A 15,161-nucleotide genomic window follows, 5' to 3' on the forward strand; every position below is an offset into this window, starting at 1 on the left:
CGGGCCTGCAGGGGTCGCGCGGGCAAATGTGCCGCCGGCCAAACCATATGGCACGAAATTTAATCTGAGGAAAGGTTTCGCGCAGTGCACCGCCACCCCGCCGTCTCGCGAGCGACAATTGAATGCGCGATACTCCAGCTTTCCGTTCATCGTGCCGTCCGGAGCAGTAACCATGTCCCAGCCGTCCATGCCGCGTCTCGGCTTCATCGGCGCAGGGCGCCTTGCGCGCTGCCTTGCGCTCGGCTTCGCCCGCGCCGGCTATGCGGTCACCGCGGTGGCCAGCCGCACGCCTCAATCAGCACGCCAGCTCGCCGCCCAGATCGACCAGTGCGCGGCGTACGACAGCCCCCAAGAGGTTGTCGACGCCGCCGATATCGTCTTTTTAACCGTTCCCGACGACAGCATCGGTTCGACGGCGAACACTTTGCGCTTTGATTGCGCGCCGCAAGCCGCTGGGCGCGTGCGCGCGCTGGTGCATTGCAGTGGCGCCTCGCCGGTGGATCTGCTCGCGGCAGCCGGGGCGCAGGGTGCGTCGATAGGTGGTTTTCACCCACTCTACCTGTTTAGCGGCGATCTCGCAGATATCGAGCGCATCGCTGGCTGCTCGGTGACCATCGAGGCCGACGGCGCACTGAAAGACGCGCTGACTGCGCTCGCGCTGGCGTTGCGCTGCCACCCACTGTCGATTCCACCGGGCACGCGCATGCTTTACCACGGCGCCGCCCACTACGCTGCCAGCTTCGCCTTGTGCGGCCTCGCCGAATGCGTCGCCCTGTGGCGCACCCTCGGCTTCGCGGAGGACGACGCGCTGCGCGCGCTCCTGCCGATGCTGGCCGGCACGATCCAAACGGCCCGTGAAAAGGGCTTGCCGGGCGCCCTCGCCGGCCCCGTGTCACGCGGCGATGCGGGCGTCGTGCGCAAGCAGCTCGAACTGTTCGAAACGCTCGGCGGCGACCATGCGGCGCTGTACGGCCTGATGAGCCGGCGCGCGATTGCACTCGCGCGGCGCCGGGCTACGCCGCCGGCTGCCATCGACTCAATTGCCGACGCCGTTGAAGAATCGCTCGGACGGTCGCTGAATCAGGCGCCGGCTGGTACTAGCGTCAACTAAGCCGTGATAATGTGACGTCCGGCGCAGCGCGCAATCCGCCAGCGCCTCGCACCGGGACCAACCGACGAGAACACATAATGATCAAGGTCAGCATCCTCTATCCGTATCGAGAAAACGGCCGCTTCGACATGGACTACTACTGCGGCACGCACATGCCGCTGGCCGCGAAGCTGTTCGGCGCGGCACTCAAAGGCTGGTCCGTCGACGCCGGCATCAACGCCGGGCCGCCGGGCACGCCGCCACCCTTCGTCGCAGCTGGGCATTTTCTGTTCGATACGCTCGAGGCGTTCTATACGGTATTCAAGCCAGCGTCCGAAACACTGCTCGCCGACATTCCGAACTACACCGACGGCGGCAACGGCTCGATCCTGATCAGCGAAATCAAGGTAACGGTGTAACTCATCGCGGTGTGGCCCGGTCTCGGCCGCGCCAGCTCGCAGTATGCAAACTGATAAACACGTCGGCGCGTCCATAGCGGCGTGCCGACGCCCGGCGGCCGGTTCGCACCGGCCGCTACCCTGAAGGAAAGGACACGAGATGTTCGGCGATATCGCCCGTTTTCTGCTCAATACCGTTTTCACGTTGTTCGGCGCGGCATTGCTGTTGCGCGCATGGCTGCAGGTCGTCCGTCTGCCGCCGTACAACCCGGTCTCGAACGCCGTCATGCATGCCACCAACTGGATCGTGCTGCCGCTGCGCCGGATCGTGCCCAGTACCCGCCGCATCGATTGGGCGAGCATTCTCGCCGCGCTGATCGCAGCGGTCGTGTATGTGATGCTGATGGTGGCCGTGACCGGCGTCGATCCGCTCGCGCTGTGGCCCACGCTGCTGATCGTCGCACTGCTGACGGTGATCAAGTGGGGGCTCAACCTGATCATCTGGCTGACGATCCTGATGGCGCTGCTGTCGTGGCTCAACCCGCGCTCGCCGGCAATGCCGATTCTGTTTCAGCTCACCGCGCCATTTCTGAATCCGTTGCGCCGCGTGGTGCCAAACCTGGGCGGCATCGACCTGTCGCCGATCCTGTTGTTCGTGATCGTGCAGGTGCTGTTGATGGTCGTGACGCGAGCCGCTGTGCAACTAACGTATTTCGTGATCTGAGCGGCGAGTGCGGGCGCGGTTGTTGGCCGCGTCCGCCTCTGCATGTGTAGACCTCAGAACCGGTAGCCGCGAGCGGTCCCGATAAGGCGAGCGCCGCCGCCTGTCTGACGCGACGGCGGCGGCGTTATTTCATGCTGCTTTTATTGCGGCGACACCTGACCGTAGGCGACGGCCGAGTTGTCCGACGAGTGGATCACGTAGAGGATCGAGCGCGCGTACAACGTGCTGCCCGAGATCGGCAGAAACACAATCGCCGCGTTGCCCGAAAGCGTCTTGCCCGGAGTTGCGCACGCTGCGGCCGTGCCGGTCGTGAGGCTCAACGAGTAGAGATTCTGACTCGAGCCTGCACTCGTCAGCAGCAGCGTGCCGGTGACCGGGCAGCTGCTCAACGTGCCGGTGACGGCGCCGCTGCTATCGACCGTGATCGAGGAGTTGGTCTCTGCCCACGTCCCCACTACGGATGCCTGCGTCACAGCGAGAGCGTTCGCGGGATCGTAGGTCCACGACAGATTGACCGTGCTGCTGTTAGCGACAAAGCTGCCACTGAATGCCTGATTGCCCGTGAACGTCCCCGAGCCCGAGGTGGTCGCGTAGAAGAAGGGTTGCAGAAACTGGACGCCCGAGGTCAACGTCCACGTCGTGCTGGTCGGCGAGATGACGCCGAAGAACTGCGACACGGGGAGCGTGAGAACCGTGCTCAGATACGAAATGTTGTTTTGCGCATCGATGAAGGCGGTGGTTTTGTCGCCGCTCGCGTTCGCCGTCCAGATCCCCTGCAGACCGTTGCCGGTTGCCGCGGTCGAGCCGGCTTGCGGGCTCGTCAGACTTGGCAGCGTTTCGCCGTTGACGGTGGGCGTCGATGCCGCCACCGGAGCGCTGGCGACCGGCGCGCTGGCCGCCGAAGGTGATGAAGCACTGGTCGCGGCAGGCGTCGTCGACGAACCGGAACCCCCACCGCCCCCGCAAGCGGTCAGAACAAGCGATGCAACAAGAGACAACGCCAATAGTGGTTTGTTTTTCATATCTGTTTGTTTTATCCAGGCGAGCACGGGCTCTCACGTCCACAATCTCACGCCATTAGTTAGATTTGACCTCGATTTTTCCTGCTAGCACGTGCTCTCGGAATTACTTCTCGATCTGCTTGACAGGTTTCTTCAAACGGATCCATGTAATTTTTTGAAAGGGTGCTGAAGATGTATACGGCACGGTTTTCGCGATCTTTAGTTACGATGCGAGTATTTTTCTGCGAATCTGGGTGAACGTGGATTGGGTGACGCGGAATGGTGAGCGCTTATGGATAGGGGCTAGCGCGTCGATCTGCGGCGCTCGGGGGCTTGCTTGTTCATCGACGCATATATCTATGCGCTTTAGGTAGATATTTGACTTTTCGGATGTAGTGCGCCTGTCATGCTTGACTGAAAGACGGCAATCAGTTAGTGCCTCAGATAAATTAGCTCGTTAGCTTCAAGATTAATCATTTGGCATAATAGTGCTTGCGCTAGCGGGATATTCATTTAGCAAAACGAATTGATACGGATTCGGGAGCGGTGATAGATCTCATTTGGATAATTCTCGAAGTACCGCGTTAAGACTTTGAATTTCCGGCTAATTCTTGCGGCCACCAGGCTCGGATGGGATCCACGCGCCCGTCACCCTACCGCCCCGCATTTGCCTAAACACCCCAAACCCGCGTAAAATAGCGCGCTCTGCGGGCGTCGTATAATGGTAATACCCTAGCTTCCCAAGCTAGAGCCGTGGGTTCGATTCCCATCGCCCGCTCCAAAATGGCTCGGAGCCTTGTCCCATAAGGCTCTGCCATTCGGCCAGAAGTGGTCGTACCCACACCTTTTACTCACACCAGCTACCCACACCTGTCCCAAAATAGGCGCTAGGAGCCTTCCTTGCCTATCAAGACACCACGGCTACACCGTGACAGGAAATCGGGTGGATATTTCTTCCGGTACAAACTTCCGGCTATCCTTGCGGAACGGCTCGGGAAGGTAAGCGTCTATCAGTCGCTCAAGACGAAGGACTTTGCCCTAGCACTCCGACCGAAAGCGAATCCGTCAACCGATCGCTCAGTCTACGCGGGAGCATTGGCGAGGCGCATAACGAAGGAAAGACTTCACCCCGACATGGGCATGAAGCAAGGCACGTACACTGCGAAGAACATCGAATCTGTGCTTATGGGGAGGAATGTTGAGCGCGTGCAGTTCAACGGTGCTGGTGACATTCTCGTTAAAAAGGACATCGCCGACACTGGGGCCAAAAACGCCATACAGCCCTTCAAAGCGAAGATTGCAGAGGTTCGCATCGACACCAGCACAAGCGTCTCAGGCCGCCTCGAAGCCATCAGGAAGCGTTCCAACCACACACAGCACCGATCTCACCTCCATCAATCTCGCCATCGGCAATCTTCAAGGCTCCCTCATTGAAGCAGCGGCCAAAGGTGACATCGAAGGAGCCGCTAAGATCAAGCAGCAGATTGCGCAACTGGAAGCACAGGAGCGTGAACTCATACGTCAAGCCAACGACCGAGCGTATCAGGAGCAAATCAACGCATTGAATGCCGGTAGAGCCCTTAGCAATTGACGAAAAACACGCACTGGCGTTTCTTGGCGTGCACTATCCCCTCGCGATAGCAAGCTGCGACTCATCCAACTGGGCCTCTCTGATTACGGCTTTCGTAGGTAGTGCATTCCAGAGCCTGGGGAAATTCGCTCTACACGATATCCGTGCTTTTGAAGAAAAGCGATTGCCCACGTTGATTTCGGATAGCACCTGGCATAAAACGACGTCCCGGCCACATGCCGCTCCTCCTCGGTTCGAATGAGCGCAGATGCCACGCCTTGCCGGCGCGCTGATCTGAGTACACTCAGCACATAGATCTCGATTGCCGACGTATCAGCAGGTGTTTCTGGTGACGTAAGCAAAAAGCCAACAGGCTTTCCGTCCGCTTCAGCTATAGACGTAGCTATTCGGACCTGCTCAATGATAGAAGACCCATCAGGCCGAAAGCATTTTCGCACCATGAAGCCCTTCGCCAACCACTCATGCCATATTCTCGCGGTCGGCACCCCGGGCTGCCCAGCAAAATGGCCACCTGAGACCCCTTCGTCAAATTGTCCAACTAGAAACGGCAGGTCGTCCAGTGTTGCGTCACGGATAATGGCTTTCATTGTAATTACTTGGCTTCTCTTCACATCTATTTGGTGATGTGTAGCAATTCGCGTTCAGCTATCGACAGAAATTTCCTATTCCCTGCTTCTTTATAAATTAACTATGTTGCAGTCTGGTACTGTAATCGCAGAGATCAAGCGCTCTAGCCAAGCGCTTATTTTGCGACACCAGCCTCAAGCTGTTCAAGTGCATTCCAACGGATACAGCCGTCGGGCACAGGCAGATTTGAGTCTAAAAGTGCATCAAGCAGCCCACAAACCTTCGTCTGCAACGCCTCGTCATCACGGATGCGCACAAGCGCGTTGTATGGCTTGTCACTCGTGGCCGCCTTTTCGAACATCGCCGCTTCGAAGTTTTCGATGCATGCGACAAGGCGAATGGCGCTGGAATCCGAGGCGCTGTTGACGGCGCTCAGAATTCCGGAATTCATGCCCCATGCTGGATTCTTGTCGCCCTTGTCCGTTTCCGGTTGATCGGAATCGTGCAAGATGGCATAAGACGACGAGAATTGATTAAGAATCTTGGCAATTGTCGCGATGATACCCTTTCCTCGGGCACGGATCACGTGCAGATCCCTGTACTTCTCAGGAAAGAGGTCTCGGACAAGCGAAAATGCTGTGTATTCGGTGTCTCCTTCAACAATCACAACGCGGCCACCAAAGAAGAATTCATTCACGTACGGATCACATACGTTTAATGCCTTCAAATTCCTCTTGTCGTCATCATCAAGTTTTGAGCGATTTGGTCGGTAGAGCGTGACTCCGTGAATTGCGTTATCTTGTGCCCGTTCAACGCGGACGATAGTCGTGTTATCTCTGGAAAGGTCGATGAACACTGGCGAGTGGGTCGTAATCATTACCTGCCACGTCTTGGTCTTCGGAAGGTCGTACAGAACTGTCCGGGCTTCACGGATAGCCGAAGGATGCAGACAGATTTCAGGCTCATCCAGCAAAAGCACGTGAGGTCGAGTACCACCATCGTTTGGAGTCTTCGTTTCGGAAACGAATTTTAGGGCAGTCCACAAGAGTGTGCGCCTAGCACCGCTGCCCTGTTGGGAAACTTTGGAGAAGTAGCCGTCTTGCGGTCCCATCAGCAAGTCAGCGGATGCTTTAAATGGCGTATATGTCTTCTCCGGATCGACCTCGGGTTTCGCATCCAACTTGATGCGGTATTTCGGAAAAACCTTTTCCAATAGGGCCGACACCTGCCCTTCCACTACATCAATTTCTGCCTTCGTGGATTCAACGACATTCTTCTGCAAGTTAGAGATCGATTCCATCAACTGGTCGTAGTCGGACTTCTCCTGTCCTTCGCCCCCAGTTTTGTGGGTCTTGATACGATCTTTCAAGATCCCCATCAGCAAGTTTGAAATCTCGCTCGCCTGAATTTCCGGAGACGCAAACGCTTCGATTCGATGCGGAAGCGGCCGACGCGAATTCGCAACAGCAGGTGCCCCCCAAGGTACCTGGTCGTCCCAGTCGCCTTTCTGAACATCAAAACCTTGGCGCTTCGGCTGGACATTTGGACTACTCCACGTCCACTTTTCACGGATGAGCATTTCACCGTCTTCGGTCGCGCCTATCCACCTGTCGCCTGGTGCCTTATCGAAAACGATCGTTTGAAGCTCGATTTCCGGTAGTGCAGCGTTATCCACAATGCCATTCGGAAAGTCTTCCGTTTCGAGCTTGCCTTCGTTCGACCCTTGTTTCATCACCAAGTCGTAAGCGCGCAGGATCGAACTCTTGCCGGAGTTATTCGGGCCAACTAACACAACAATCTCATCAAGCTCGATCACAACCGGTTGAGCGCCGATAGCACGGAAATTTTTGATGATTAGCTTGTGCAGCCTCGGCCGTGGAACATTCGGGTCATCGGGGATTAACGAGATGGTGTCATTGCCTGCATCTTTCTTCGCCGCTCGTGCCATAGGTCACTCCGTCTCCGAACTATTTCCACACGTTCCACGCCCTACAATCAGCGACAACCTGAGTCGCAGCGATGGCAGGCAAAAAATCGGGTGTTTATTTAAGCATTGCTACCAAGCTGCCAACCGCACCACCGAGGACCGCGGACACAGCGGGCGAATTCAGGAATGCCGCTAATTTCGAGAGTGCCCCCTGCTTTTCCTCTAACGTTGCCCCCGAGTCTTTGACGAGTCCGACCAATTTTTCCAGTTCATTCACTATGGATATCGAGTTGTGGTCGCCGATCTGCACATTGGATGACGAATGGACGTTGATGTGCTGACTGTGATCGAACGAAATAGAAATGCTAGAACTGCTCGTGCGTTCAACAACATCAACCCCATGCGCGGTTATCCGAACCATCCCACCCTCTGTCCCACCCAACGTTCGAATTGATTTCCATTCGACTAGACTATGATCAGAAAGCTGATCGCAAATTGCGAAGAGAACGTTAGATTGGATGCCGAGGGCGGACAGATCATCGTTTGTCCACTGGTGGAATCGATCAAGGTGTCGGTACTCATAAAGTTTCTCAAGCACCAACGCCCGAAGTTCGTTGTCTTTCATTCATTTCCCTAATGCGTGCGATTCGATATTGTCAGATAAGTACGTGATTTAGTCCGTCAATCTCTGCATGAGATCGGGCGAAATTTCTTAGATCAATCTACTTCCATTCGCGACGAGTTCACCGGTTTATTCGGGAGCCTTCTTGATCGACTTAGAAATTTTCTCAAAAACTACAAGTGGGAGTTTGTTCGTCACGATGCAGCCATTCTTCCCCGCCGCCTTGACCGCAAGTACAACTGAATTTTTTTGGGACTCCGCGAGCGATCTACCTTTCTCTGGATTAGCCTCTTTGACATGGCCCAAGGCTTTCGTGGCAGCGGCTTCTTCGCTCGGCGCTGACACAATCATCTCCAGCACATGTGGGTGATCAAGCGTCTTTACATATGCCTTGTACAGTTTCTCGGCCATATTATTCCCCAGCTTCTAACGAAAACCATCGCCACGCATAGCGCATAAAGCACCAAGTGACCTCGTGGCGTCCCATCGCCTATACACAGGCGTTCAGATAGACGCTCCGTAGGCAACATGTGCATCCACCACGTTCACAAAACAAAACGCAGGCGGCTACGTTTTGAAAGTTACGAGGTAGCTGGGATGTTTTACCCGAGGGGATGCCGACTATTCCGGTAGTTACAAGGCCAAGTTCAATCAGCAATCCGAGTAAGCCGGCTCCCCCAAGATCGGTATGCAGCGTCGGCAACTATTGCGCACTAATGTACTGCGATTTGTCAGACTTAGAAAGTTTTTACTACTCGGAGTGAACGATATGCAAAATGCATTGGTAATTTTTACTCGGCAAGCGAAAACCTGGCGCTTCGGAAGCCGCTCTGGACGATGGGTTTTGGGTTGTGCTACCCTACCCACCCTTGCAACGCAGGACTATTACTCACACTTTTTGCCTATTTTTTGTGCAGACGAAGCGCTGTAGCTGTTGATTCATAAAGGTTTTTGGGTCGAATGGGTTACTCTCCCATCGCCCGCTCCACATTCAGCTGACCCTCAGCGGAATTCCAGCACGAGAGCCGCCTCCACGAAGGCGGCTTTTTTGTACTGGCCGTACTGACGGGACGGCGGTCACTGCCGGCTATCGATGCAGTCGCGCCTTCCGGTGCACGCAACGCCGCCCATACCGCCTTGACCTTGCCGCTACCGTTGTAGCCATCGAAGATGACCCACGATCCGAACCAAGCCGACCTGCCCGGCGAAGCGAACCAGGAACCCTCCGCAACTTCGGCTGAAGGCACGGCGGGCGACGCGACCGGCTCGAACGAAGCGCTGCGTTTGCGCCGCATCCGCAGCTTCGTCACCCGCGCGGGGCGCGTCTCGACCGGTCAGCGTCGTGCAATGGACGAATTCGGTCCGCGCTTTGTGATTCCGTACGCACCGCAGCAGCCCGACTGGAACGCGGTGTTCGGCCGCGAAGCCGCACGCGTGCTGGAAATCGGTTTCGGCATGGGCGCGACCACGGCCGAAATCGCCGCGCATCGCCCAGACGACGATTTCCTCGGCGTCGAGGTCCACGAACCTGGTGTCGGCGCCTTGCTCAAGCTGATGGGCGAGCAGCAACTGTCGAATATCCGCATCATCCAGCACGATGCGGTTGAAGTGCTCGAACAGATGATCGCGCCGGAAAGTCTCGACGGCGTGCACATCTTTTTCCCGGATCCGTGGCACAAGGCGCGTCATCATAAGCGCAGGCTGATTCAACCGAAGTTCGTCGCGCTGCTCGTCTCGCGTCTGAAGCCAGGCGCGTATCTGCACTGCGCCACTGACTGGCAAAACTACGCCGAGCAGATGCTCGAAGTGCTCGGCGCAGAACCAGCGCTCGAAAACACCGCCGACGGCTACGCGCCGCGCCCCGACTATCGTCCGGTGACGAAATTCGAGCGCCGCGGCCTGCGGCTTGGTCACGGTGTCTGGGATCTGGTGTTCAAGCGGCGCAGGGGCAGCTGAAACGCAGGCTAAAGCCAGCGAACAGCCGTCACTCAGCCCAGTCCAGCTGGTCGCTGTATCCTGCGACCAGGATCAGCAAACCGAACGCGATCCGATACCACGCGAACACCGTGAAATCATGGGCCGCGATGTAGCGCAGCAACCAGCGCACGCATACGAAGGCGCTCACAAACGCGGCGACAAAACCAAGCGTGAACATCCCCAACGCATTTGCCGACAGCAGATGCCAGCTCTTGACCAGTTCATACGCCGTCGCGCCGAAAATAATCGGCATCGCAAGGAAAAAAGAGAACTCGGTCGCCACCCGCCGTTCGAGACCGAACAGCATGCCGCCGATAATGGTCGAGCCCGAGCGCGACATCCCCGGTATGAGCGCGAAGCACTGAGCAAGGCCTACTTTGAGGGCATCGAGAGAGGTCAGCGCGTCGACCGACTGCACGCGCGGTGGCACGGCATCGCGTGTGCGCTGCCGCCCTTCGGCCCACAGGATAATCACGCCGCCCACCACCAGCGCGAACGCGACCGGCACAGGTGAAAACAGCGCATCCTTGATCGCCTTTTCGAACAGCAAGCCGAGTAAGACCGCAGGAATGGTCGCGATAATCACGTTGAGCACGAAGCGGCGCGCGTCGGGACTCGCCGGCAAACCCGTCAGAACATCGCCGATCCGCCGCCGATACTCCCAGCACACCGCCAGAATCGCTCCTAGCTGGATCACGACATCGAAGGTTTTGGCATGCTCGCCGGTGAAATCGAGCAGGCTGCCCACGACGATCAGATGGCCGGTGCTCGATACCGGCAAAAACTCGGTCAGGCCTTCGACGATGCCGAGTATCAAAGCCTTGCAAGCGAGTAACCAGTCCATCTACCCCCCTCATCGCCAACAGTTGTCGAATCAGGGCTTGCAAGGCGCACGGAAACAAGCGGCGCACGGCGGCCCTGGCGGCCGCGCGCGCGTCATTTCTCGACGATCTGCACGCGTATGCCGTTTGTAAGGATGGTGATTGTACCGGGTTCGTAGTTCACGCCGGCAAATTGCAACTGGTCCGGCTTGAAGGTGTAGATGGGATAGTTGTTCAGCAACTGCGTCGCTAGCAGCGCGGCGGCGGCATTGATCTGCTGCGTGTAGGCCTGCGCCCCACCGCTCACGTTCACGCTATCCACATTCGGCGATTTCAGCACCACGGACTTGCTGGCTTCGTCATAGGCCAGTTCGCTAGACAACGTGAAGACGCCATCCACCGGTTCCTGCAGGAACGGGCTGGCGAGGTGCGCATCGAGCCGGATCGAGACGCGGTTGGCATCCGGCAGGAAGCCGACCACCGGGTTGGCCAGCTGAACCTGGAACACCTGCGAGATGGTGCGCTGATAAGGAAATTTGCGCTGCACGGCCTCTTGCACCTGCTGCTGCGAGAACGTGTAGTGCGACGGGATGAACGGAAACGTCGAGGCCGCGCAAGCCGCCAGCGACACAGTGATGCCCACCGCCGCAGCGGCCATGAGCAGAAATCCGCGCCGGGTCGGCGCAACGGGTTGGGTCATGCAGGTTCTCCGGTCCAATGCAAAGCTCTTACGCCATTCCCATGCAACGGGTTGCGGTTGAAACAGCCCCGTTGCGGGGATCGGATGGCAGGGCGGGTTGCGTCAGCGTTTCGAGCTGGGTGAGCCAGGCGAGCGCTTCGGTACGCGTCGTGCCGCACATCTCGCCCTGCGGTTGCAGACCGGAGCAGCACGCTGGCCGTTCAGGCTCGCCGAAGATCGCACAACGCAGATCGTCGCCGAGCTGGATGCAACGCACGCCCGCCGGCTTGCCGTGCGGCATGCCCGGGATCGGGCTCGAGATCGACGGCGCAATACAGCACGCCCCGCAATCTGGGCGGCACGCATGACCGGCTACATTGAACGGAGATTCGACGACAGTCACCAGACTCTTCCTGAAACGCCCAACAACCTACTGAACGCGCGCTTGCGGCACGCCAACCCTGCATTGTGCCATTGAGCGGCGTGCGACCTTATTACACAAGGCCTAGCTGAAGTGCTCCCGTAAACTGGACCGCTACACAAGGCCACGCTCGAGAGGCGCCTGTCCCGTTCCACCGGTCTTGCCGGCACACAGGTGTCTCCGTACTTCCCGGCGTGGCGTCCACCGAGCCGCCCATGACCACCGCCGACACCCTCTTCCGTCCCGATCTGCTCGCCAGATACAGCGCAAACGGCCCACGGTATACGTCCTATCCAACCGCACTTCAGTTCCGCGACGATTTCGATCACGCCGACTATCTGCGTGCCGCGGCTGATCCGGGCGCGTCGGCGACGGATCTCTCGTTGTACTTCCACATCCCCTTCTGCGACACCGTGTGCTTCTATTGCGGCTGCAACAAGATTGCGACGAAAAACCGGGCGCGTGCCCGTCCTTACCTCGAGCGGCTCAAGCGTGAGCTCGCCTTGCAGGCGGCCTGCTTCGATACCGCACGGCCGGTTTCACAACTGCATTGGGGCGGCGGCACGCCAACGTTTTTGTCGCACGACGAGATGAGCGAACTGATGGCGGCCACCCGCCAGCATTTCTCGTTGACCCCGGACTCGCAGGGCGAGTTTTCGATCGAAGTCGATCCGCGCGAAGCCTCCGCCGAAACCATCGCCCATCTGCGCAAACTCGGCTTTAACCGGCTAAGTCTCGGTGTGCAGGATTTCGATCCGGTGGTCCAGCAGGCTATCAATCGTATCCAGCCGCTCGAGATGACCGCATCGGTGATGCAAGCCGCACGCGCCGTCGGTTTTCATTCGATCGGCGTCGATCTGATCTACGGCTTGCCGCATCAGACAGTCGACAGTTTCAGCCGCACGCTCGATACCATGCTTGCTCTCACGCCGGATCGGCTGTCGGTGTTCGGCTATGCACACATGCCGCAGATCTTCAAGATGCAGCGCCAGATGGACGCTGAGGCGCTGCCCTCGCCGGCAGTGCGGCTCGCGATTCTCAAGCTGGTTGTCGAGCGTTTGACGGGTGCGGGATATGTGTACATCGGCATGGACCACTTTGCCTTGCCTACCGACGAGTTGGCTATCGCGCAAGCCCAGCGCAGCTTGCATCGCAATTTCCAGGGCTATAGCACGCGCGCGGAATGCGATCTGATCGGCTTCGGGGCGTCGTCCATCGGCAAGGTGGGGGATGTCTACGCGCAGAACGCCAAAGACCTGGCAGACTACGACGCCGCAATCGACGCCGGACGCCTCGCGCTCACGCGCGGGGTGCGCCTGACCGCCGACGACCGCCTGCGCCGCGACATCATCACGCAACTGATGTGCAATCTCGAACTGCGTTTCAATGACTTCGAGACTGCGTATGGCATCCGCTTCGCCGAGACGTTCGCGCCGCAGTTGGAACGTCTGCGCGGGTTCGCGGAGGACGGCCTGGTGTTATTGAGCGGTGGCAAGCTCGAAGTGCTGACGGCCGGGCGGATGCTCGTGCGCAACATAGCGATGGTGTTCGACCGGTATCTCGGTCAACAGACCTTGGAGCGGTTCTCGCGGACGGTTTGAGGCGGTCGGCGCGCAACTTGCCCGGAACGGCAATTTCGGCCATAATCTGCGTTTCCCGCCGCGCGCATCCTTTGCGCACGTGTCGCAAGACAAGCCCAGGTGGTGAAACAGGTAGACGCAGGGGACTCAAAATCCCCCGCCGCAAGGCGTGCCGGTTCGAGTCCGGCCCTGGGCACCAACAAATCTTCCTAGCAATTCCCGACAAGTCGCAAGAAACCCGATAAATCGAGGCTCGGAGGGAATTTCTGTTCCTGAAGATTCCGGTCGAATCTGTTGAGAGCCGGGGGTATTCGGGGGTACAAATTGGGGTATGTCCTCGCTTTGAGGCTCCGACAGGAAGGAGATACCCCCTTGGCCCTCACCGATACCGCGCTCAGGAGCGCTAAACCACAACCCAAAGCTAAAAAGCTGTTCGACGGTGGCGGTTTGTTCTTGCTGATCACGCCGACCGGGCACAAGTACTGGCGATACAAGTACCGCTTTACCGGCAAGGAAAAGCTGCTCGCGCTCGGGGTGTACCCCGACGTCTCACTGGCGGCAGCTCGCCAAAAGCGCGACAAAGCACGGGCGAAAGTCGCGGCTGGTTTTGACCCGAGCGAGGCGAAGAAAATCGAAAAGCGCTCCGCCAAGTTGAACGCCGACAATACCTTTAAAGCGGTGGCACTCGATTGGCTGGAAGAACGCAAGTCCACCGTCGAAATCGCCCAGCATGAAAAAACCTCGGCGCGCCTAGAAAACGATGTATTCCCGTGGCTCGGCAAGCGTCCCATCAAGGAAATTGACGCCCCAGAGATTCTGTTGGTGCTCAAACGGATCGATAAACGTGGTGCGCGCTTTACGGCCCATCGGGTCCGCAGTGAGATCAGCCGCGTTTTCCGCTACGCTATTAAGGAAGGTAAGGCAGAAAGCGATCCGGCCAAAGATTTGATCGGCGCGATTCCACCGGCAGTCGGAACCCACTTTGCCGCCATTACCGATCCGAAAAAGGTCGGCGAAATGCTACGTGCGTTCGACGGGTTCAGCGGTACTTTTCCGGTGCACTGCGCGCTCAAGCTCGCGCCAATGCTGTTCGTTCGTCCTGGCGAACTTCGGAAAGCAGAATGGAACCAGTTCGACCTCGACAAGGGTGAGTGGCGCTATCTCGTCAGCAAAACCAAGACGGAACACCTAGTGCCGCTCTCGACACAAGCCGTTGCGATTTTACGTGAACTACAAGCCTTGACGGGACGAGGTCGCTATGTTTTCCCAGGTGGCCGTTCCGTCGATAGGCCGATGAGCGACGCGGCGATTAACGCGGCACTCCGCCGCCTCGGTTATGACACACGGACCGAAATCACCGGTCACGGCTTTCGGGCGATGGCGCGCACCATCCTGCATGAAGAACTAGAGCAAAAGCCGGAAGTCATCGAACATCAACTGGCGCATGCAGTACCGGACAACCTTGGGGCCGCGTACAACCGTACAAAGTTCATCAAGGAACGCCGCCTGATGATGCAATCGTGGGCGGATTACCTAGAGCGGCAAAAAGTTGGCGCGGAGATTATTCCACTCAGCGTTGCGGCAAGCTGAGCCGACACGAATCGGGTTGTGCCAGCAGCAACTGGCATATATTCCACGTCACGTAACGACATCGGCACAAGGACGGCTGAACCGATTTTTGTCAACGGACGATCTTTTGTTCATCGCGGACGCTTAGAGTTTGTCGGGACGTAAACGGTTGAATTCATCTTCGAGCACTGAGC

Annotated in this window: 15 protein-coding genes, 2 tRNA genes and 1 pseudogene; 10 read left to right on the forward strand and 8 right to left on the reverse strand. The window is 57.9% G+C overall.

Annotated features, from left to right (window positions below):
* The first annotated feature begins 172 nt into the window (after positions 1-172).
* From P3T24_RS25275 to P3T24_RS25285, 3 genes are all read left to right on the forward strand, one after another.
* A complete protein-coding gene (locus tag P3T24_RS25275) occupies positions 173-1,111 on the forward strand; it encodes a Rossmann-like and DUF2520 domain-containing protein (protein WP_429438957.1) in 939 nt (312 codons plus the stop codon).
* Positions 1,112-1,188: 77 nt separating this feature from the next.
* Positions 1,189-1,509 carry an EthD family reductase gene (locus P3T24_RS25280; RefSeq protein ID WP_074263589.1) on the forward strand — a complete coding sequence of 107 codons (321 nt, stop codon included), beginning with the start codon at positions 1,189-1,191 and terminating at the stop codon, positions 1,507-1,509.
* Between the two features lie 139 nt (positions 1,510-1,648).
* Complete coding sequence (locus tag P3T24_RS25285; protein ID WP_074263588.1) at positions 1,649-2,212, forward strand: YggT family protein; 564 nt, start codon at positions 1,649-1,651, stop codon at positions 2,210-2,212.
* A gap of 140 nt (positions 2,213-2,352) precedes the next feature.
* Here the strand turns inward: P3T24_RS25285 and P3T24_RS25290 are convergent, their stop codons facing one another.
* Positions 2,353-3,234 carry a hypothetical protein gene (locus P3T24_RS25290; RefSeq protein ID WP_429438960.1) on the reverse strand — a complete coding sequence of 294 codons (882 nt, stop codon included), beginning with the start codon at positions 3,232-3,234 and terminating at the stop codon, positions 2,353-2,355.
* A gap of 686 nt (positions 3,235-3,920) precedes the next feature.
* Here P3T24_RS25290 and P3T24_RS25295 point away from each other — a divergent pair.
* From P3T24_RS25295 to P3T24_RS25305, 3 genes and pseudogenes are all read left to right on the forward strand, one after another.
* Positions 3,921-3,994 (forward strand) — tRNA-Gly (locus P3T24_RS25295).
* Between the two features lie 119 nt (positions 3,995-4,113).
* A pseudogene (locus tag P3T24_RS25300) lies at positions 4,114-4,251 on the forward strand (DUF6538 domain-containing protein); the annotation flags it as partial.
* Positions 4,252-4,432: 181 nt separating this feature from the next.
* Positions 4,433-4,804, forward strand: coding sequence for a hypothetical protein (locus P3T24_RS25305; protein ID WP_429439415.1), 372 nt, complete (start codon positions 4,433-4,435; stop codon positions 4,802-4,804).
* Positions 4,805-4,887: 83 nt separating this feature from the next.
* Here P3T24_RS25305 and P3T24_RS25310 read toward each other — a convergent pair whose 3' ends face one another.
* The 4 genes from P3T24_RS25310 to P3T24_RS25325 form a co-directional block, all read right to left on the reverse strand.
* A complete protein-coding gene (locus P3T24_RS25310) occupies positions 4,888-5,391 on the reverse strand; it encodes an N-acetyltransferase family protein (protein WP_429438962.1) in 504 nt (167 codons plus the stop codon).
* A 155-nt stretch (positions 5,392-5,546) separates the two neighbouring features.
* Positions 5,547-7,319 (reverse strand): ATP-dependent nuclease, encoded by a 1,773-nt coding sequence (locus P3T24_RS25315; RefSeq protein WP_429438965.1) that lies wholly within the window; start codon positions 7,317-7,319, stop codon positions 5,547-5,549.
* Between the two features lie 94 nt (positions 7,320-7,413).
* Positions 7,414-7,923, reverse strand: a complete 510-nt coding sequence (locus tag P3T24_RS25320; protein ID WP_429438967.1) for a hypothetical protein — start codon at positions 7,921-7,923, stop codon at positions 7,414-7,416.
* Between the two features lie 126 nt (positions 7,924-8,049).
* A complete protein-coding gene (locus P3T24_RS25325) occupies positions 8,050-8,331 on the reverse strand; it encodes a hypothetical protein (RefSeq protein WP_429438969.1) in 282 nt (93 codons plus the stop codon).
* 759 nt (positions 8,332-9,090) lie between these two features.
* Between P3T24_RS25325 and trmB the strand changes: the two genes are divergently transcribed.
* Positions 9,091-9,876, forward strand: a complete 786-nt coding sequence (trmB, locus tag P3T24_RS25330; RefSeq protein WP_429438972.1) for a tRNA (guanosine(46)-N7)-methyltransferase TrmB — start codon at positions 9,091-9,093, stop codon at positions 9,874-9,876.
* Positions 9,877-9,904: 28 nt separating this feature from the next.
* Here the strand turns inward: trmB and P3T24_RS25335 are convergent, their stop codons facing one another.
* The 3 genes from P3T24_RS25335 to P3T24_RS25345 form a co-directional block, all read right to left on the reverse strand.
* Positions 9,905-10,741, reverse strand: a complete 837-nt coding sequence (locus tag P3T24_RS25335) for an undecaprenyl-diphosphate phosphatase (protein WP_429438974.1) — start codon at positions 10,739-10,741, stop codon at positions 9,905-9,907.
* Between the two features lie 92 nt (positions 10,742-10,833).
* A complete protein-coding gene (locus P3T24_RS25340; RefSeq protein ID WP_074263584.1) occupies positions 10,834-11,418 on the reverse strand; it encodes a DUF1439 domain-containing protein in 585 nt (194 codons plus the stop codon).
* A 28-nt stretch (positions 11,419-11,446) separates the two neighbouring features.
* The gene (locus tag P3T24_RS25345) at positions 11,447-11,800 is read right to left on the reverse strand and encodes a YkgJ family cysteine cluster protein (RefSeq protein ID WP_074263583.1); all 354 of its coding nucleotides are present in this window, start codon (positions 11,798-11,800) and stop codon (positions 11,447-11,449) included.
* A 233-nt stretch (positions 11,801-12,033) separates the two neighbouring features.
* Here P3T24_RS25345 and hemN point away from each other — a divergent pair, with 233 nt between their 5' ends.
* From hemN to P3T24_RS25360, 3 genes are all read left to right on the forward strand, one after another.
* Positions 12,034-13,419: an oxygen-independent coproporphyrinogen III oxidase gene (gene hemN, locus P3T24_RS25350; protein WP_429438977.1), complete on the forward strand. Its 1,386-nt coding sequence runs from the start codon at positions 12,034-12,036 to the stop codon at positions 13,417-13,419.
* Positions 13,420-13,512: 93 nt separating this feature from the next.
* Positions 13,513-13,597, forward strand: a tRNA-Leu gene (locus tag P3T24_RS25355).
* A 173-nt stretch (positions 13,598-13,770) separates the two neighbouring features.
* The gene (locus tag P3T24_RS25360; protein ID WP_429438980.1) at positions 13,771-14,988 is read left to right on the forward strand and encodes a tyrosine-type recombinase/integrase; all 1,218 of its coding nucleotides are present in this window, start codon (positions 13,771-13,773) and stop codon (positions 14,986-14,988) included.
* Positions 14,989-15,161 lie beyond the last annotated feature (173 nt).

Source organism: Paraburkholderia sp. GAS33 (genome assembly GCF_050436645.1).
GTDB lineage: Bacteria > Pseudomonadota > Gammaproteobacteria > Burkholderiales > Burkholderiaceae > Paraburkholderia > Paraburkholderia phenazinium_B.